This window comes from Curtobacterium sp. Csp1 (assembly GCF_013347185.1).
Window position 1 is genome coordinate 1,295,463 of the sequence record NZ_CP054594.1, and the last position, 18,259, is coordinate 1,313,721.

General features: G+C 72.7%; 15 protein-coding genes. 6 read left to right on the forward strand and 9 right to left on the reverse strand.

Going from position 1 to position 18,259, the window contains the following annotated elements:
• Positions 1-123: 123 nt before the first annotated feature.
• From HUN58_RS06355 to aroA, 4 genes are read right to left on the reverse strand one after another with little or no spacing between them, the layout of a single operon-like run.
• Positions 124-909 (reverse strand): inositol monophosphatase family protein, encoded by a 786-nt coding sequence (locus HUN58_RS06355; RefSeq protein WP_058740687.1) that lies wholly within the window; start codon positions 907-909, stop codon positions 124-126.
• 43 nt (positions 910-952) lie between these two features.
• Complete coding sequence (locus HUN58_RS06360) at positions 953-2,101, reverse strand: hypothetical protein (RefSeq protein ID WP_180225422.1); 1,149 nt, start codon at positions 2,099-2,101, stop codon at positions 953-955.
• Positions 2,102-2,132: 31 nt separating this feature from the next.
• The gene (rsgA, locus tag HUN58_RS06365; protein WP_180225421.1) at positions 2,133-3,176 is read right to left on the reverse strand and encodes a ribosome small subunit-dependent GTPase A; all 1,044 of its coding nucleotides are present in this window, start codon (positions 3,174-3,176) and stop codon (positions 2,133-2,135) included.
• A gap of 5 nt (positions 3,177-3,181) precedes the next feature.
• Positions 3,182-4,570, reverse strand: a complete 1,389-nt coding sequence (gene aroA / locus HUN58_RS06370; RefSeq protein WP_180225420.1) for a 3-phosphoshikimate 1-carboxyvinyltransferase — start codon at positions 4,568-4,570, stop codon at positions 3,182-3,184.
• A 270-nt stretch (positions 4,571-4,840) separates the two neighbouring features.
• Here aroA and HUN58_RS06375 point away from each other — a divergent pair, with 270 nt between their 5' ends.
• From HUN58_RS06375 to HUN58_RS06385, 3 genes are read left to right on the forward strand one after another with little or no spacing between them, the layout of a single operon-like run.
• A complete protein-coding gene (locus HUN58_RS06375) occupies positions 4,841-5,578 on the forward strand; it encodes a sigma-70 family RNA polymerase sigma factor (protein ID WP_254631674.1) in 738 nt (245 codons plus the stop codon).
• On the forward strand, positions 5,575-5,817 hold the full coding sequence (locus HUN58_RS06380; protein ID WP_174778114.1) for a zf-HC2 domain-containing protein: 243 nt from the start codon (positions 5,575-5,577) through the stop codon (positions 5,815-5,817). The genes HUN58_RS06375 and HUN58_RS06380 overlap by 4 nt, the downstream gene beginning before the upstream one ends.
• Positions 5,818-5,869: 52 nt before the next feature.
• Positions 5,870-6,310 (forward strand): GNAT family N-acetyltransferase, encoded by a 441-nt coding sequence (locus tag HUN58_RS06385; protein ID WP_180225419.1) that lies wholly within the window; start codon positions 5,870-5,872, stop codon positions 6,308-6,310.
• A gap of 76 nt (positions 6,311-6,386) precedes the next feature.
• On the opposite strand, the gene HUN58_RS06390 is transcribed toward HUN58_RS06385, so the two are convergent.
• A complete protein-coding gene (locus HUN58_RS06390; protein ID WP_188868847.1) occupies positions 6,387-10,145 on the reverse strand; it encodes a multifunctional oxoglutarate decarboxylase/oxoglutarate dehydrogenase thiamine pyrophosphate-binding subunit/dihydrolipoyllysine-residue succinyltransferase subunit in 3,759 nt (1,252 codons plus the stop codon).
• Between the two features lie 211 nt (positions 10,146-10,356).
• Here HUN58_RS06390 and HUN58_RS06395 point away from each other — a divergent pair, with 211 nt between their 5' ends.
• Positions 10,357-11,796: a GuaB1 family IMP dehydrogenase-related protein gene (locus HUN58_RS06395; RefSeq protein ID WP_114850050.1), complete on the forward strand. Its 1,440-nt coding sequence runs from the start codon at positions 10,357-10,359 to the stop codon at positions 11,794-11,796.
• A 113-nt stretch (positions 11,797-11,909) separates the two neighbouring features.
• Here the strand turns inward: HUN58_RS06395 and HUN58_RS06400 are convergent, their stop codons facing one another.
• The 4 genes from HUN58_RS06400 to HUN58_RS06415 all read right to left on the reverse strand — a co-directional run bounded on the left by HUN58_RS06400 (position 11,910) and on the right by HUN58_RS06415 (position 16,250).
• A complete protein-coding gene (locus HUN58_RS06400; RefSeq protein ID WP_231048990.1) occupies positions 11,910-13,001 on the reverse strand; it encodes a hemolysin family protein in 1,092 nt (363 codons plus the stop codon).
• Positions 12,998-14,383 carry a hemolysin family protein gene (locus HUN58_RS06405; RefSeq protein ID WP_180225417.1) on the reverse strand — a complete coding sequence of 462 codons (1,386 nt, stop codon included), beginning with the start codon at positions 14,381-14,383 and terminating at the stop codon, positions 12,998-13,000. The genes HUN58_RS06400 and HUN58_RS06405 overlap by 4 nt, the downstream gene beginning before the upstream one ends.
• Positions 14,384-14,535: 152 nt before the next feature.
• Complete coding sequence (locus tag HUN58_RS06410; protein WP_114850048.1) at positions 14,536-15,618, reverse strand: NADH:flavin oxidoreductase/NADH oxidase; 1,083 nt, start codon at positions 15,616-15,618, stop codon at positions 14,536-14,538.
• Positions 15,615-16,250, reverse strand: coding sequence for an HAD family phosphatase (locus tag HUN58_RS06415; RefSeq protein WP_180225416.1), 636 nt, complete (start codon positions 16,248-16,250; stop codon positions 15,615-15,617). The genes HUN58_RS06410 and HUN58_RS06415 overlap by 4 nt, the downstream gene beginning before the upstream one ends.
• A 24-nt stretch (positions 16,251-16,274) precedes the next feature.
• Between HUN58_RS06415 and HUN58_RS06420 the strand changes: the two genes are divergently transcribed.
• Together HUN58_RS06420 and HUN58_RS06425 are read left to right on the forward strand one after the other, a co-directional pair.
• Entirely contained in the window at positions 16,275-17,120 is an 846-nt protein-coding gene (locus tag HUN58_RS06420) for an ADP/ATP-dependent (S)-NAD(P)H-hydrate dehydratase (protein WP_180225415.1), read from the forward strand.
• A 318-nt stretch (positions 17,121-17,438) separates the two neighbouring features.
• Positions 17,439-18,251: a glycoside hydrolase family 16 protein gene (locus tag HUN58_RS06425; protein ID WP_180225414.1), complete on the forward strand. Its 813-nt coding sequence runs from the start codon at positions 17,439-17,441 to the stop codon at positions 18,249-18,251.
• The last annotated feature ends 8 nt before the right edge of the window (positions 18,252-18,259 follow it).

Below are 18,259 nucleotides of genomic sequence, written 5' to 3' on the forward strand. Positions count from 1 at the left end.
CCGTGGCGGTGCGTCGGGACCGTTCCCTTCCGCACCGGGCCGCGCCGTCGGACGTGCCCCGGTGGAGGGGTACGTCCGGGGCCGACGGGGTCAGCGTCGGGTCAGTGCCGGGTCACTGCCTGGTCATGGGCGGCGGACGACCTCGACGACGGCGTCGTGCACGAGCCCGTTCGTCGCGAGCGCACTGCCGTGCCAGGGGCCGGGGTCGCCGTCGAGCGAGGTGAAGCGCCCGCCGGCCTCCTCGACGATCGGCACGAGGGCGGCCATGTCCCACGGCTTGAGGTCGGGTTCGCCGGCGACGTCGAGCACGCCCTCGGCCACGAGCATGTACGACCACATGTCGCCGTACGCGCGGGTGCGCCAGACGCTCCGGGAGAGCGCGACGAGGGCGTCGAGCCGGTCGTCGTCGTCCCACTGCTGGATGCTGTTGTAGCTGATGCTCGCGTCGGCGAGCTCCGCGACGCCCGAGACCCGGAGCGGGCCGTCGGTGGAGTGCGCGCCGAGCCCCTCGGCGGCCCACCAGCGCTTCCCGAGCGCGGGCGCGCTGACCACGCCGAGCACCGGACGGCCGTCGACGGCCAGGGAGATGAGGGTCGCCCACACCGGGACGCCCCGCAGGTAGTTCGCGGTGCCGTCGATCGGGTCGACGACCCACTGCCGGTGTCCCTCGCTCGTGGCCTCGGCGCCGGTGTCCGCGGTGGTCTCCTCGCCGAGGAACGCGTCGTCCGGCCGCTCGGCGGCGAGCCGGTCCCGCAGGGCGCGCTCGACCGCCTGGTCGGCGTCGGTCACGTGCGTGCTGTCGGCCTTCTTCGACACGTGCAGGTCCGCGGCGCGGAAGCGCTCGAGGCTGATCGCGTCGGCGGTGTCGGCGAGGGAGCGGGCGAAGTCCAGGTCGGCGCTGAGGTCCACGGCGTCAGCGTACCGGCGGCGGGGTCGTGCCGGGCGGACGGCGCTACGCCGCGACGACCGACTCCTCCTCGTAGCGCGAGACCGCGCGCTCCCGGGCGAGGCGGCTCCGACGTGCGGCGAGGCCGTGCACGACGACGCCGAGCAGCACCGCGACGGCGAGCCAGAGCGCCAGCACGAGTGCGGGGCGGCCGAGCGAGGACCCCGGGAAGTACACCAGGTCCTGCGCGGCCTGGAGCCACGCTGCGCCGCTCCAGAAGGTGTTCAGGGCCGCGAAGAACCCGGGCTGGAACGTCGGCTGGAAGATCCCGCCGGAGCTCGTGAAGTTGAGCATCACGAAGAGCATCGTGAGGATCGGCGTCGTCCACCGGCCGAGCAGCGGGTGCAGGCCGACCCCGAGGGCGATGACGATCGCGTCGTACAGCCAGGCGAAGAGGAACACCTGCCAGCGGTGGTCCGGCACGACGCCGTAGACCGGGCCGGCCACGATCGTGCCGATGCCGGCGACCACCGCGGCGGTCGCGGCACCCACCACGACGGTCCAGAACGCCCGGAGGCGCGTGGCGACCGCGGCCACGGCGATGGCCGAGGCGTACCCGCCGACGCTCAGGCCGACGAGCAGGAAGAACAGGCCCTGGCCGGTGGGGTCCTCCGGTCCGGTCGGGACGACGTCCTGCACCGTGAAGGGCAGGTGCTGCTCGTAGGCGATCGGCAGGAAGACCTTCTGGGCGGCGGACGCGGTCGTCTCGCTCGCGGCGGACGAGACGTACAGCGTCGCCGCGTCCGTCGTCGGCGCGTACACGGCGGCGAGCTCGCGGTCCCGGACCTGCTGTTCGGCGGCAGCGGGCGAGGCCACGACGTGGGCGACGAGCTTGCCGTCGGAGCCGTCCGTGACGGTCTGGGCGAAGACCTGCGCCGCGGCGCCCTGACCGACGACACCGACCGGGAGCTCGTGCGGCGTCGGTGCGTGGAAGGCACCGAGGTAGGCGAGGGTCATGCCGACCGCGAGGAAGAGGGGCACGAGGATGTGCGACCCGAAGCCGCGCAGCGTCCGCCCGAGGTGCTCGGGGCGCAGGACCGACGTACCGGACGGGCGGCGCGGGGGACGCGGCGCGGCGTGGTCGGCGTGGTGGTGCGACGGACGGGGCTCGGGGTTCGGGGTGACCACCAAGTTGTACTTTGCAACTTCTGACACGAGGGTCGACTGTACACCCGTGCCGCCCGGATCAGTCCGCGCCGGGGTCGTCCGCGCCCATGCCGGTCAGCAGTGCCCGGAACGAGTCGAGCCGTTCGACACCGGTCGGCCCGAGCTCGCCGTCCTGCACCCGGTCGACGATCTCCCAGTCGTGCGCCTGGTCGAGCGGGATGCCGTCGGCGGGCTCGCGGACCGGCACGGCGTGCGACGCGAACGCCCGGAACACGTTCGCCGGCTCGACGTGGCCCAGGCCGAAGGAGCGGACGCCGGGGGTGTCGATGATCCAGCCGCCGTCGCGCACGCGCAGGGCGATCGACGACGACGACGTGTGCCGCCCGCGGCCGGTGACCGCGTTCACGACGCCCGTCGCGCGGCTCGACCCGGTGATCGCGTTGACGAGCGTCGACTTGCCGACGCCCGAGTGCCCGACGGTGACCGTCACGCGCCCGTCCAGGACCTCGTGGAGGGCCTCGAACGGCACGTCGTCCGAGCGGCTCGTGACGATCCGCAGGTCCAGGCAGGCGAAGTGCGCGAGGAACGGTGCCGGGTCGGCGAGGTCCGTCTTCGTGACGCAGAGCACCGGGTCGAGGCCGGCGTCGAACGCGGCCACGAGGTACCGGTCGATCAAGCGCGGACGGGGCTCCGGGTCGGCCGCCGCCACGACGACGAGCATCTGGTCGGCGTTCGCGACGATGACGCGCTCGACCTCGTCGGTGTCGTCGGCGCTCCGGCGGAGCAGCGTCGTGCGCTCGTCGACCTTGACGATGCGGGCGAGGGACCCCGGCTCGCCGGACACGTCTCCCACGAGTGAGACGCGGTCGCCGGTCACGACGGACTTCTTGCCGAGCTCGCGGGCCTTCGTCGCGGTGATCACGGCGTCGTCGACGAGCACGCCGAAGCGGCCGCGGTCGACGTTCGTCACCCAGCCGCGGGTCGCGTCGTCGTAGGTCGGCCGGGTCTTCGTGCGCGGACGGTTGCCCTTCGGGTTCGGCCGGATCCGGACCTTGGACTCGTACTGCCCGTACGGCTCGTCGTCGTCCGTGTCGTCGCCGTCGACGTCGTCCCACCAGCTCATGCCCGTCACGCCCCGTCGCGGTCGGCGGAGGCGGCGGAGGCGGCGGAGGCGCCGGTCGCCACGAGGGCCGCCCAGAGCTCGGGGAACTGGGGCAGCGTCTTCGCGGTGCAGCCGATGTCGTCGACGGCGACGCCGTCGACGACGAGTCCCACGATCGCCCCGGCGGTGGCCATCCGGTGGTCGTCGTAAGCGGCCCACGGGCCGCCGTGGAGCCGCGCCGGCGCGATCCGCAGGCCGTCGTCGAGTTCCTGCACCGTGCCTCCCGACCGGTTCACGTCCCCCGCGAGCGCGGCGAGCCGGTCCGTCTCGTGCCCGCGCAGGTGACCGATCCCGGTGATCTCGCTCGGTGCGTCCGCCAGCGCGGCCAGCGCGACGAGCGCGGGGGCGAGCTCGCCACCGCGGGTCAGGTCCAGGTCCACCCCCGGCAAGGAGGCGCCGCCCAGGACCCCGACGCCGCCGTCGACGAGCAGATCGTCGCCGTCGCGCGTCACGGTCGCGCCCCAGCGCGGCAGCAGCGTCTCGAGATCGGCACCGACCTGCGTCGTCGCCCTGGGCCACGTGCGGATCCGCACCGTGCCACCAGCCACGAGGGCGGCGACGGCGAACGGCGCGGCGTTGGACAGGTCGGGCTCGATCGTGACGTCGCGCGCGGCGATCGGGCCGGGGTGCACGACCCACTCGCCGACGGCCGGTCGATCGACGCGGACGCCGCGGGCGCGGAGCGCGTCGACGGTCATGTCGATGTGCGGCAGGCTCGGGAGCCGGTCGCCGACGTGCGTGAGGTGCAGGCCCTCCTCGAAGCGCGGCGCGGAGAGGAGCAGGCCGGAGACGAACTGCGAGGACGCGCTCGCGTCGATGGTCAGCGCCCCGCCCCGGACCGATCCGGTCCCGGTGAACGTGAAGGGCATCGCGCCGTCGCCGTCGTCGGTGACGTCCACGCCGAGGTCGACGAGCGCGCGGATGATCGCCCCCATCGGCCGCTTCCGGGCGTAGGGGTCGCCGTCGATCGTGACCGACCCGGCGGCGAGGGCGGCGAGCGGCGGCAGGAAGCGCATCACGGTGCCGGCGAGCCCGCAGTCGACCCGGACGCCGCCGCGCATCGGGGCCGGGGTGATCCGGAGGTCGGGGCCGTACGGGTTCGCGTCGGTGCCGGGCGCCGGCTCGAGTTCCTCGATGCCGACGCCGAGCTGCCGGAGCCCCGCGACCATGAGCGCGGAGTCGCGGGAGTGCAGGGGGAGCCGGATGGTCGACGGGCCGTCCGCGAGGGCGGCGAGCACGAGCTCCCGGTTCGTCAGGGACTTCGAGCCGGGGAGCGCGACGTCCCCGTGCAGGGGCCCGCGTGCGCGCGGGGCGATCCACGGATCGGGCTGCTGGGAATGCGTCGTGTCGGCCATCGGTTCACCAGGGTACTGAACGCACCGGGAGGACCATTGGCGACAGCAACACTGGCGCGACCGTCGACACGGTTGCGCGACACGGTCACGACGCTCGACGACGCGGTCGTACCCGGCTCGGTCCCGGCCGGCCCGCGCGGCTCGGTGTCGCCGGACGCGGCTGGTCCACGCGGGACGGCGACCCCGCTCGCGCCCGCCGGGCAGGTCGGGACCGTCCGCCTAGACTGGGACGCGATGACCACCGACGAGCCGCAGGCAGCACCGCACGACCTGGTCGAGGAGACCGAGGAGCAGCTCGACGCGGTCTCCGAAGCGGCCGAGGCTGAGGAACTGGCCGAGCCCGCCGACGAGAAGACCGTGTCGGAGTCCGAGCTGCGGTCGCTGTTCGAGACCCAGGCGCTGCCCTTCATGGACCAGCTCTACGGCGCCGCGATGCGGATGACCCGCAACCCAGCCGACGCCTCGGACCTGGTGCAGGAGACCTTCGTCAAGGCGTACGCCGCGTTCCGACAGTTCCGTCAGGGCACGAACCTGAAGGCCTGGCTGTACCGGATCCTGACGAACACGTTCATCAACACGTACCGCAAGAACCAGCGGAACCCGTACCAGGGCACCATCGACGAGCTCGAGGACTGGCAGCTCGGCGGCGCGGAGAGCGTCACCCAGTCGGTGTCCGCCCGCTCCGCCGAGGCCGACGCGATCGACCACCTGCCGTCCTCCGCCGTGAAGGACGCCCTCCAGTCGATCCCCGAGGACTTCCGGATGGCCGTGTACTTCGCGGACGTCGAGGGCTTCTCCTACCAGGAGATCGCCGACATCATGAAGACCCCCGTGGGGACGGTCATGAGCCGTCTCCACCGTGGCCGCCGGCTCCTCCGTGGGCTCCTGGCGGACCACGCACGCGAGACCGGCATCGTCCCGGACGCAGCGTCGACGGCGACGATGCGCGGACGCGGCCGGAAGACACCGGCGACCACTGGTCGCTCCGACGGGAAGGACGCACGATGAGCGGCTGCGACTGCTCGAAGGCGAAGGCCGAGCTCGAGGAGTTCCTGCACGACGAGCTCTGCCGCGAGGACGCCGCGGACATCCGCGAGCACATGGAGTCCTGCGAGGACTGCACGAGCGAGCACCGCGTCGGCGTCGTCCTCATGGAGACCGTGAAGCGCGCGTGCAAGGAGACGGCTCCGGAGCAGCTCCGCACCGAGATCCTCGCGCGCATCCGGGTGGAGCAGGCGAGCCACTGACCGTCGCTGCGGCGTGTCGTCACACGTCGCCCGTGCTCGGTAGGGTCGCCCCATGACCCTCACCGCCGAGTCGATCACCACCTGGTCCGACACGGACGTCGCCGACGTCACCGCCCTCGTCCGCCTGCTCGGGCACGTCGTCGACGAGCCCGAGATGCGTGCGCGGCTCGAGCGGCTCACGCCCGCAGCGGGGCACCGCACGTGGCTCGTCCGCGGCGAAGACGGCCGCGCGGTCGCGGTGGCGGGTGCGCAGGTCACGTGGTCCTACGCGAGCGACGAGCCGACGGCGCAGCTCCTGCTGCTGGTGGTCGACCCCGCGGCCAGGAGGCACGGCACGGGTTCCGCGCTCATCGACACCTTCGAGACGTGGGCGCGTGAGCAGGGCGCACGGCGCCTGAGCGCCGTGTCCGCGGCGGCGACGGACAGTGCGCACCGCTTCTACCAGAAGCGCGGGTACCACGAGGCCGGGGTTCGGTACACGAAGCTGCGGTAGCCCCGAGGCCGAGACGAGCACGGCCCGCCCCGGAGGTCCGGGGCGGGCCGTGCTCGCTTCGTGGTGTGGTGCGGTGTCAGTGCTGCGCCGAGCCGAGGGCCCGGCGGATCACGTCCGAGGCCTCCTGCGCGGAGCGCTTCGACGAACCGGTCGCCGGGGCGGCGCTGGCCGGACGAGCCGCGACCGAGAGCGGCCGACCGTCGAGGTGCGGCGAGAGCCCCATGCAGACGAACGGCCAGGCACCCTGGTTCTCGGGCTCCTCCTGGGCCCACACGACCTCGGCGTCCGGGTAGCCCGCGAGGACCGCGAGCAGGTCGTCGAGGGGGAGCGGCGCGAGCTGCTCGAGCCGGACCAGGGCGACATCGGAACGGCCCTGCTTCTCGAGCTCGGCGCGCAGGTCGTGGTGGACCTTGCCGGAGTGCAGCACGACGCGGCGCACGGCACCCTTGTCGGCCACACGGTCGTCGTCCAGGACCGCGTGGAACGTGCCGCTCGTGAACGCCTCGACCGGACTCGTCGCCTGGCGGAGCCGGAGCATCGCCTTCGGCGTGAACACGACGAGCGGCTTCTGCGGGCGCTCCCACGCCTGACGACGGAGCAGGTGGAACCACGACGCCGGCGTCGACGGACGCGCGACGATCATGTTCTCCTCGGCGCAGAGCTGCAGGTACCGCTCGATACGTGCCGAGGAGTGGTCCGGCCCCTGGCCCTCGTAGCCGTGCGGCAGCAGCAGGACGAGGCCGGAGCGCTGCCCCCACTTCTGCTCGGCCGACGAGATGAACTCGTCGATCACGGTCTGGGCGCCGTTGGCGAAGTCGCCGAACTGGGCCTCCCAGAGCACGAGCGCCTCGGGACGCTCGACCGAGTACCCGTACTCGAACGCCATCGCCGCGTACTCGCTGAGCAGCGAGTCGTAGATCATGAAGCGCGCCTGGTCCTCGCTGACGTTCGCGAGCGGCAGCCACTCCTGGCCGTTCGACCGGTCGTGGAAGACCGCCTGGCGCTGGACGAACGTGCCGCGGCGGGCGTCCTGGCCGACGAGTCGGACGGGCTTGCCCTCGACGAGGACGGACCCGATCGCCATGAGCTCGGCCATCGCCCAGTCGATGCCGCCGGAGCGGGTCATCTCGGTGCGCTTGGTGAGGAGCTGCTGGAGCTTCGGGTGCACCTGGAACCCGGCGGGCGGATTGCTGTGCGCGTCGCCGATCGCCCGGACGAGGTCCTCCGAGATCGCGGTCTCGTGCACGTCCACCTCGGAGTCGTCGCGCTGTGCGGTCGGCCGCTCGAGGCCGTCCACCGCACCGGCGTCGTCGCCCGTGACCACCGGCATCGTGCCGGTCTGCGCCTCGTGCGTCTCGGCGAAGGCGCGCTCCAGGCGGTCCTGGAAGTCGCGGTGCGCCTCGTCGTACTCCTGCTGGGTGATGTCGCCGCGGCCGACGAGCGCCTCGGTGTACAGCGTGCGGACGGAGCGCTTCGCCTCGATGAGGTTGTACATCATCGGCTGCGTCATCGAGGGGTCGTCGCCCTCGTTGTGGCCGCGGCGGCGGTAGCAGACCAGGTCGATCACGACGTCGCGGTGGAACTCCTCGCGGTAGGCGAAGGCCAGCTCCGCGACGCGGGCCACGGCCTCGGGGTCGTCGCCGTTCACGTGGAAGATCGGCGCCTGGATCGTCTTCGCGACGTCGGTCGAGTAGACCGACGTGCGGGCGGACTCCGGCGGGGTGGTGAACCCGACCTGGTTGTTGATCACCAGGTGGACGGTGCCGCCGGTGCGGTAGCCGCGGAGCTGCGACATCTGCAGCGTCTCGACCACGACGCCCTGGCCGGCCATGGCCGCGTCGCCGTGCACGAGCACCGGCAGCACGCCGAAGGTACCCGGGGGCGTGCGGTCCTGCTTGGCGCGGACGATGCCCTCGAGCACGCCGTCGACGGCCTCGAGGTGCGACGGGTTCGCCGCGATCGTCACGGGGATCGACGAGCCGTCCGACGCGCGGAACACGCCCTCGGTGCCGACGTGGTACTTCACGTCGCCGGAGCCCTGCCCGGAGACGGCGCCGGGCAGCGACGAGCCCTCGAACTCCCGGAAGATCTGACCGTAGGTCTTGCCGGCGATGTTCGTCAGCACGTTCAGGCGGCCGCGGTGGGCCATGCCGATCGCGACCTCGGACAGGCCGGAGGTGGCGGCGTGCTGGATGAGCGTGTCGAGGAAGGCGATGGTGGACTCGCCCCCCTCGAGCGAGAAGCGCTTCTGGCCGACGTACTTCGTCTGCAGGAAGGTCTCGAAGGCCTCGGCCTCGTTGAGCTTGCCGAGGACGCGGAGCTGCTCGTCCTTCGACGGCTTCGAGTACGGGACCTCGATGTGGGCCTGCACCCAGCGGCGCTGCTCCGGGTCCTGGATGTGCATGTACTCGATGCCGACCGTGCGGCAGTAGGCGTCGCGGAGGATCCCGAGCACGTCGCGGAGCGGCGCGTTCGTGGTGCCGGCGAGACCGCCCGTGACGAACTCGCGGTCGAGGTCCCAGAACGTCAGCCCGTGGTTCTCGATCTCGAGGTCCGGGTGCGTGCGCTGCCGGTACTCGAGCGGGTCGATGTCCGCCATCAGGTGCCCGCGGACGCGGTAGCTGTTGATGAGCTCCTGCACGCGCGAGGTCTTGTTGACCCGGTGCGCCAGGTCGACGTTGATGTCGTTCGCCCACTGGATCGGCTTGTAGGGGATCCGGAGCGCGGCGAAGATGCCCTCGTAGAACCCGTGCTCGCCGATGAGCCGCTCGTGCACCTTCTTCAGGTACTCGCCCGACCCGGCGCCCTGAATGACGCGGTGGTCGTAGGTGCTCGTCAGCGTGATGGTCTTGCCGACGCCGAGTTCGACGAGCGTCTTCGTCGCGGAGCCCTGGAACTGCGCCGGGTACTCGAGCGCGCCGGCGCCGATGATCGATCCCTGGCCCTTCGTGAGGCGGGGGACCGAGTGGACCGTGCCGATGCCGCCCGGGTTCGTCAGCGAGATCGTCGTGCCCTGGAAGTCGGCCGGGGTGAGCTTGTTGTCACGCGCGCGCTTGACGAGGTCCTCGTAGGCGGAGAGGAACTGGCCGAACGTCAGCGTCTCGGCGCGCTTGATGCTCGGGACGAGGAGCGAGCGCGTGCCGTCCTTCTTCGGGACGTCGATCGCGATGCCCAGGCCGACGTGCGCGGGCTCGACGACGAAGGGCTTGCCGTCGCGCTCCTCGTAGAAGACGTTCTGGCTCGGGAAGTCCTTCAGTGCCTGGACCATGGCCCAGCCGATCAGGTGCGTGAAGGAGATCTTGCCGCCGCGCGCCCGGCGCAGGTGGTTGTTGATCACGATCCGGTTGTCGATCATCAGCTTCGCCGGGATCGTCCGCACGCTCGTGGCGGTCGGGACGGTGAGCGAGGCGTCCATGTTCGACGCGAGGGTCTTCGCCATGCCGCGGAGCGGGGTGGCGACGTCCTCGTGGGTCTCGTCGTGGTCGTCGGCGGCGTCGTTCGCCTCGGCCGGGATCGGCTGCGGCGACGGCTGCTTCGACGTGGTCTTCGCCTGGATCGGGCCGCCGGGCTGCTGCGCCGCGGCCGCGGGCTGCGCGGCGGAACGGGGCTGCGCGGCCGTCTCGGGCTGCGGGACCGCCTGCTGCTGCGCAGGTGCCGGAGAGTTCCCGCCGGCTGCGGCGCCCTGCGACCGGTGGTAGCTCTCGAGGACGGGCCACCAGGACTTGTCCACCGACTCCTTGTCGGCGACGAACTGCTCGTACAGCTCGTCGACGAGCCATTCGTTCGCCCCGAATTCGCCCGCGGTCTCGTCCGTACCCGTCAGATGGCTCGACACAGCCGATCGCCCACTCTCCGTCGATAGATGCTCGTGTGTGTCGTGCGGGGCAACCCTGCTCCGCACTGCCCGCCAGCCTAGCCGTTCCGTCATGACCGTCCGGTGCGAGGCGGGGGTGGGTCGCGCCTCCCGGCACCCCGCGCGTGTCGGGGCCGCGGACGCCCGTCGGACCGGGGATCCCGCGCCCCTGCGGAGCCGTACAGTGGACTCCATGAGGTTCTACGAGACGCGGCCGACCCACGACCTGACCTACTCCGACGTCTTCCTCGTCCCGAGCCGTTCCGGCGTGACGAGCCGCTTCGACGTGGACCTCTCGACGAACGACGGCACGGGCGCGACCATCCCGATCGTCAGCGCGAACATGAACTCGGTGACCGGCCCCCGGCTGGCCGCCACGCTCGCCCGGCGCGGTGGGCTCGGGGTGCTGCCGCAGGACATGCACCTGCAGGACCTCGACGCCGCGATCCGGTGGGTCAAGGACCAGCCGGTCGACTTCGACACCCCCTACGACCTCGGCGCCGACACGACCGTGGCCGAGGCCCTCGAGCAGCTCCTGCCGGTCGCGGGCCGCGGGGTCGTCGTGCGGGACGCGTCGGGGGAGTACCTCGGCTGCGTGCCCGCCGGTCGCCTCGGCACCGCGGGTCCGGACGCCACGCTCGGCGACCTGCTGCACGGGGCCTCCACCGCGATCGACGCCGATGACGCCGGTTCGCCCCGCCACGTGTACGACGTGCTGTCCGCCGCCGAGGTCGACTTCGCCCCGGTCGTCCGGCACGGCCGGGTCGTCGGCACGACCAGCCGGACGAGCGCGATCCGCTCCGACATCTACACGCCCGCGGTGGACGGCGACGGCCGTCTCCGGGTCGCCGCCGCGGTCGGCATCAACGGCGACGTCGCCGCCAAGGCGAAGGCCCTCGCGGCCGCCGGCGTCGACGTGCTCGTCCTCGACACCGCGCACGGACACCAGGAGGGCATGCTCCGCGCGCTCCGGACCGTCTCGTCGCTCGGCCTCGGCCTGCCGATCGTCGCCGGCAACGTCGTCACCGCGGACGCCGTGGCCCACCTCGTCGACGCCGGCGCGAGCATCATCAAGGTCGGTGTCGGCCCCGGCGCGATGTGCACCACGCGCATGATGACCGCCGTCGGCCGACCGCAGTTCTCCGCCGTGCTCGAGACCGCCGCGGCCGCGCGCTCGCTCGGCGCGCACGTCTGGGCCGACGGCGGCGTCCGCTACCCGCGCGACGTGGCACTGGCGCTGGCCGCCGGGGCCTCGGCCGTCATGATCGGCTCGTGGTTCGCCGGCACGCTCGAGGCACCGGGCGTGCTGCGCCGCGACGCCGCGGGCAAGGCGTACAAGGAGAGCTGGGGCATGGCGTCGGCGAAGGCCGTGCGGGAGCGCTTCGAGCGGCTCGACCCGTACGAGCGCGCGCGCAAGGCGCTCTTCGCCGAGGGCATCTCGTCGTCGACGATCTACCTCGATCCCGAGCGCCCGAGCGTCGAGGACCTGCTCGACATGATCACCACGGGCATCCGCAGCTCGGCGACGTACGCGGGGGCGTCGTCCCTCGCCGAGTTCTCCGAGCGGGCCCTGGTCGGGATCCAGTCCGCTGCGGGCTACGAGGAGGGCAAGCCCCTGCCCGTCAGCTGGTAGCGCCGGGTCGCGCGACGCGACCCCACACGGACGGGAGGCACGGTGCCAGCTGGCACCGTGCCTCCCGTCCGTTCGTGGCTCGGACCGACCGACGTCTGGTCAGTGCCGTCGGGTCAGCGACGTCGGGTGGCGTCCTGGACCTCGCCGACCAGCTCCTCGAGGATGTCCTCGAGGAACAGCACGCCGAGCGTCCGCCCGTCCGCGTCGAACGCGCGCGCCACGTGCCGCCCGGCGGCCCGCATGGTCGCGAGGGCGTCCTCGAGGTCCATCTCCGTGTACAGCGAGATGAGCTGCCGGATGCGCTTCGGCGGCACCGGGTCGTCGAACTCGTCCGGGCGCAGGTCGATGACGTCCTTGACGTGCACGTAGCCCGTCGGGTCGCCGTCGTCGCCGACGAGCACGTAGCGGGAGAAGCCGCGCTGCGCCACGGAGCGCTCGACGTCAGCCGGGGTGGCGTCGTCGGGGAGCGTGACGAGTTCGGACATCGGCACCGCGACGTCCTTGACCTTCTTCTCGGTGAACTCGAACGCCATCGCGAGCTTGCCGTCGTCGGTGAGCGTGCCCTCGCGGCGGGACTGCTCGACGATGGTCTGCACCTCTTCCACGGTGAAGGCGCTCACGGCCTCGTCCTTCGGCTCGACCTTGAACAGGCGCAGGACGGCGTTCGCGACCTCGTTCAGCCCGACCACGACCCAGTGCAGGGCGTGCCCGATGTACCAGAGCGTCGGGACGAGCACGAGGGCGGCGCGGTCGGGCATCGAGAACGAGATGTTCTTCGGCACCATCTCACCGAACACCACGTGCAGGAACGAGACGAGCAGGAGCGTGAACACGAACGCGACGATGCCGATCACCTCGACGCTCCACCCGGTCAGGCCGAGCGGGACCTCGAGCAGGTGGTGGATCGCCGGCTCGGACACGTTGAGGATGAGCAGCGAGCAGACCGTGATGCCGAGCTGGGTGGTGGCGAGCATGCGGGTCGCGTGCTCCATCGCCCAGAGGGTCATCTGCGCGGCCTTCGAGCCGGCCTCGGCGCGGGGTTCGATCTGCGACCGGCGCGCGGAGATGACGGCGAACTCGGCGGCGACGAAGTAGGCGTTGCCGAGCAGCAGCACGACGAGCCAGAAGATGCCCCACCAGTCGGAACTGCTCGAGGCGGACTCACCGGCGGCCAGGACGACCCCGCTCGACACTGCGGCGCTCATCGGGCGCCCTCCTTCGTGGCCGGGATGATGATGCCGGTGGCGGGGCGCTGCGTGGTCGCGGTGCTGCCGGTCGGCGTCGGGTCGGGGTGGTTCGGGGTCCAGCGGATGCGGTCGATGCGACGGCCGTCCAGGCGTTCGACGCGGAAGACGCCGTCCTCGATCGCGACCTCGTCACCGACGACCGGCAGGCGGCCGAGGGTCGACATGAGGAACCCGCCGACCGTCTCGTACGGACCGTCCTCGGGCACGCGCACGCCGGCGCGGTCCTCGAGCTCGTCCGGCCGGAGGAGCCCCGGGAAGGTCAGCCACCCGCGGGAGCGGACGACGTCGATGCGGGCGCGGTCGTGCTCGTCGGACACCTCGCCGACGATCTCCTCGACGAGGTCCTCGAGCGTGACGACCCCGGCGGTGCCGCCGTACTCGTCGACGACGATCACCATCTGGTAGCCGCGGCTCCGGACCTCGGCGAGCAGGGTGTCGCCGGGCATGGTCTCCGGGACGCGCTCGGCCTCGGTCATGAGTGCGCCGACGGGCACCTCGGCGCGCTTCTCGCGCGGCACGGCGACGGCCTGCTTGACGTGCACGAGCCCGACGACGTCGTCCGCGTCCTCCTCGATGACGGGGAAGCGGCTGAAGCCGGTGCGACGGGCCAGGGCGATGACGTCCTCGGCGGACTCCGACACCCGGATCGTGGACAGGCGGGGGCGCGGGGTCATCACGTCGCTCGCGCTGAGCTCGGAGAACGCGATGGTCCGCTGCAGGAGCGTCGCGGTGTCCTGTTCGAGCGAGCCCTCGGACGCGGACCGGCGGAGGAGCGAGCTGAGTTCCTCGGCGCTCCGCGCACCCGACAGCTCCTCCTGCGGTTCGATGCCCATCGACCGGAGCACGGCGTTCGCGGTGCCGTTGAGCACGGCGACCGCGGGCTTGAAGACGGTCGTGAACGCGACCTGCAGGGGCACGACGAGCTTCGCGGTCTGCAACGGCAGGGCGAGGGCGAAGTTCTTCGGGACGAGCTCGCCGAGGATCATCGACAGCAGGGTCGCGATCACCAGGGCGACGATCGACCCGACGGTCTCGACGATCGCCTCGGGCAGGTCGAGTGCGAGGAACGGCGCCTCGAGCAGGGTCGCGATCGAGGGCTCGAGCAGGTAGCCGGTCAGCAGGGTGGTCAGCGTGATGCCGAGCTGCGCGCTCGACAGGTGCGTCGAGGTGACCTTGAGCGCGCCGATGACCGGCCCGAGGCCCGACTCGCCGCGGTCCCGACGTGCCTCGACCTCGGCGCGGTCGAGGTTCACGAGGGCGAACTCGGACGCGACGAACACACCCGTGCCGAGCGTCAGCAGGATGCCGCCGATCAGCATGACGACGTCGATCGGGCTCATTCTTCACCTCCCGCAGGGCGCGAGGGAGCGCTGCTCACCGAGTGAGCGGCGGATGAGTGAGGCGAGGAAGCGTTCGGAGGATCGTCCACAGTGAGGGTCATCGTACTGCGTCGGGGCATCGGAAGCCGAGAGGACGTACAGGTCAGGGTGGCCTACGCCGTCACCCGGGCGCGGTGGTACTGCTGCGGTTCGTAGTCGACGTGCACGCCGAGCTCGACCGCAGCGCGGAGCGGGAAGGCCGGGTCGCGGAGGAACTCGCGCCCGACCATGACCACGTCGGCCTGTCCGGTCGCGACGACCTGCTCGGCCTGGAACGCGTCGGAGATCATGCCGACCGCGATCGTCCGGACGCCCGCGTCACGCTTCAGTGCTGCCGCGAAGGGCACCTGGTAGCCGGGGCCGACCGGGATCGGGGCACTCGCGACGTTGCCGCCGGTCGACACGTCGGCCAGGTCGGCACCGTGCTCGGCCGCCCAGCGCGCGACCTGCGTGGTCTCGTCCAGGGTCAGTCCGCCGTCGACCCAGTCGGTGGCCGAGAAGCGGACGACGACGGGGAAGCCTGCGCCGACCTCGGCGCGCACCGCGTCGAGCACCTCGAGGAGCGCACGGGCCCGGTTCTCGAGCGACCCGCCGTAGGCGTCCGTGCGGTGGTTCGACAGCGGCGAGAGGAACTGGTGGAGCAGGTAGCCGTGCGCGGCGTGCAGCTCGACGAGGTCGAAGCCCGCGTCGACGGCCCGACGGGCGGCGGCCGCGAAGGCGAGCGCGACGACCCGGATGTCCTCGGGCTCGAGCTCGCGCGGCGCGGCGTACCCGCCGAAGGCCACGGCCGACGGGGCCACGGTGCTCCACCCGCCCTGGTCGACCGGCACCGAGCCGTGCGTGTCCTCCCACGGGCGGAACGTCGACGCCTTGCGCCCGGCGTGCGCGAGCTGGATGCCGGCCGCGGCGCCCTGGTCGTGCAGGAAGTCGACGATCGGGCGGAACGCGTCCCGCTGCTCGTCGTTCCACAGCCCGAGGTCCTGCGGGCTGATCCGACCCTCGGGGACGACCCCCGTCGCCTCGACCACGACCGCGCCGGCACCGCCCTTGGCGAACCCGCCGAGGTGCACGAGGTGCCACGGGGTCGGGACGCCGTCCTGCCGCTCGACCGAGTACTGGCACATCGGGGAGACCCAGATGCGGTTGCGGACGGTCAGGTCACGGACGGTGATCGGGTCGAACAGGGCGTGGGTCACGCGGGGGCTCCTTCGGCGGACGCCGCCAGGTCCTGCAGGAAGGCCCGCAGCCCGGCCGGCGACGTGTAGTGGTGGCCGACCGCCCCGATCGCGTCCGCGCCGGCGGCGTTCTCGGCCCTGTTGTCGACGAACACCATCTGCTCCGGCGTGATTCCCAGCCGGTCGCACGTCGTGCGGTAGACGGACGCGTCGGGCTTCAGGACGTGCTCCTCGGCGCTGACGACGACGGTCTCGAAGAGCGACCCCATCGGCGACCGGCGGTAGGGGTCGCCGAAGTCGAAGCCGGCGTTCGACAGGAGCGCGAGCCGGGTGCCGGCGTCGTGCAGCTCCTCGACGATCGCGAGGGTCTCCGGCTCGACCGCGAACCACCCGGTGAAGTCGATCGCCCAGAAGCCGTGCACCTCGGTGACGCTCCACGTCCGCCCAATCCGGGCGCCGATCGCGCGCCAGTACTGCAGCACGGACAGGTCGCCGCGGTCCAGGTCGTGCCGGAGCTCCTGGTAGACGGGCAGCAGCTCGTCCGCGGGCACCCCGGTGGCCTGCACGAGGGCGTCCCACGCGCCGTGCGGGGTCCTGCTGATCACCTCGCCGTAGTCGAAGACCACCACGCGACCGGGCAGGAACAGGCTCATGCGCCCCACCGTAACGTGGGGACGATGAACGACTTCGTGCCCGTCACCCCGTCCGACGCCGCCGCCTGGACCACCGCGCCGACCGGCGAGTCGACGAAGTACCGCCGCGGGGTGCTCGGCGTCGCGACGGGGTCGGCGGCGTACCCGGGTGCCGCGGTGCTCGGTGTCGATGCAGCCGTGCACACGGGGGTCGGCATGGTCCGGTACGTCGGTCCCGACCGGGCGACCGACCACGTCCTGTCCCGCCGACCCGAGGCCGTCGCCGGCGTCGGACGCGTCCAGGCGTGGCTCGTCGGTTCCGGCATCTCGGCGTCCTCGCTCGACGACCTCGACGACACGACGGCCGAGGCGTTCCGGCACGCCTCGGACGACGGCGTGCCGGTCGTCGTCGACGCCGGGGCGATCCCGCTCGTCGACCTCGGGCCGCTCGCGGTGCTCACGCCGCACGCGGGCGAACTCGCGAAGCTGCTGCGCGTCGACCGTGACGAGGTCGAGGGGGACCCGCGCGGTTCGGCCCTCCGCGCCGCGGAGCGGACCGGGAGCGTCGTCCTGCTGAAGGGTGCGGACACGCACGTCGTCACGCCGGACGGGTCGGTGCGCCTGGTCGCCTCGTCCGCCACGCCGTGGCTCGCGGCGGCCGGCGCCGGGGACGTCCTCGGCGGCGTGCTCGGCGCCCTCGTCGCGACCCGCGCCGGCAGCGCGGCCGTCGGACAGGAGGAGCTCGCGCACCTCGCCGCGGCCGCCGCGGTCGTGCACGGCACGGCCGCGCGCCGCGCCTCGGGGGGCGGACCGTTCCCGATGACCGCGCTCGTCGCGGCCCTCCCCGGCGTCGTCCGCGACCTCGTGACCACCGGCGACGCGACCGCCTGAGCGAGCGGACCCACCGGTCCGCGCAGCGGCCGTCCGCCGGACGTGTGGACCACCGGACGGGAGGCACGTCCCGCGTCCGGTGGCGCGCCTCCCGTCCGGTGTGCACCGGCACCGAGACCGGGCCGCGCCGACGTCCGTCCAGCGGACCGTGCCGACGGCCGCTGCGCGGGTTGCCGCACGTACGTCGGGAAGCCGCAGCGATCCCGCCACCGGGTCGCGGGGACGTCGAGGTGACCGTCCGGTCGGCGTAGACACGTCGCGAGGGACGTGCGCCGGACCACCCGACCCGGCGGCCGCCCCGGAAAGCGATGCTCCACCATGTCCCGAACCCGATCGACGAAGATCCTCCGAGCGGCGATCGTCCTGACCGCCGCGGCCCTCGCGGCGCTCACCGTGTCCGCGGTGTCGAGCGCCGACGCGCGGCCGCAGCCGCACCCCGACGGCACCGCCGTCGTCAGCGGTGCCACACCGACGGCCTCGGCGACACCCGCCGCGCCGCCCACCGGTGACGGCCCACCCACGTTCGCCGAGGACTTCGACACCCCGGCGGCGGCCGGCGGCGCGTTCGCGACGACGTACGCGGGGTCGTGGCAGCCGTACCCGGACGGCATGGGCGGCAAGTACTGGTCCGGACCGACCGTCAGCGCGCACGACGGGTACATGGACGTGGCGATGGACGGGAAGCGCGGTGCCGCGGGGACGTTCGGCACCCCGGACGGGGCGTGGGCGCACACCGGCGGGGTGTTCAGCGTCCGGGCGCGGGCGATCGGCGGCGACGGCAACGGTGCCGCGTTCATGCTCTGGCCGATGTCGGACCGGTGGTCCGACGGCGAGGTCGACTTCCCGGAGGGGAACTTCGCCGGACCCGTCGGCGCGTTCGTGCACTCGACGGTCCCCGGGCAGGAGCGCCAGGCGGCCGGACTGCACACCGACGCGTCCTGGCGGGACTGGCACACGTACACGACCGTGTGGGAGCCCGGCCGGACCGTGCGGTTCTACGTGGACGCGCAGCTCGTCTTCGAGGCGCACGACCACGTGCCGACGACCCCGCACCGGTACATGTTCCAGATCGGGGACTGGGGTGCGCCGGGGCACCTCGAGATCGACTGGGTGCGGACCTGGACCGACTGAGGGCGGTC

Bases quoted from the DNA above. Each gene is read 5' to 3' on its own strand.
- HUN58_RS06380 (WP_174778114.1), top strand. From the start codon at position 5,575: ATGAGCGGCTGCGACTGCTCGAAGGCGAAGGCCGAGCTCGAGGAGTTC.
- HUN58_RS06395 (WP_114850050.1), top strand. From the start codon at position 10,357: ATGAGGTTCTACGAGACGCGGCCGACCCACGACCTGACCTACTCCGAC.
- aroA (WP_180225420.1), bottom strand. From the start codon at position 4,570: ATGGCCGACACGACGCATTCCCAGCAGCCCGATCCGTGGATCGCCCCG.
- HUN58_RS06415 (WP_180225416.1), bottom strand. From the start codon at position 16,250: ATGAGCCTGTTCCTGCCCGGTCGCGTGGTGGTCTTCGACTACGGCGAG.
- HUN58_RS06400 (WP_231048990.1), bottom strand. From the start codon at position 13,001: ATGAGCGCCGCAGTGTCGAGCGGGGTCGTCCTGGCCGCCGGTGAGTCC.
- HUN58_RS06425 (WP_180225414.1), top strand. From the start codon at position 17,439: ATGTCCCGAACCCGATCGACGAAGATCCTCCGAGCGGCGATCGTCCTG.
- rsgA (WP_180225421.1), bottom strand. From the start codon at position 3,176: ATGAGCTGGTGGGACGACGTCGACGGCGACGACACGGACGACGACGAG.
- HUN58_RS06385 (WP_180225419.1), top strand. From the start codon at position 5,870: ATGACCCTCACCGCCGAGTCGATCACCACCTGGTCCGACACGGACGTC.
- HUN58_RS06405 (WP_180225417.1), bottom strand. From the start codon at position 14,383: ATGAGCCCGATCGACGTCGTCATGCTGATCGGCGGCATCCTGCTGACG.
- HUN58_RS06420 (WP_180225415.1), top strand. From the start codon at position 16,275: ATGAACGACTTCGTGCCCGTCACCCCGTCCGACGCCGCCGCCTGGACC.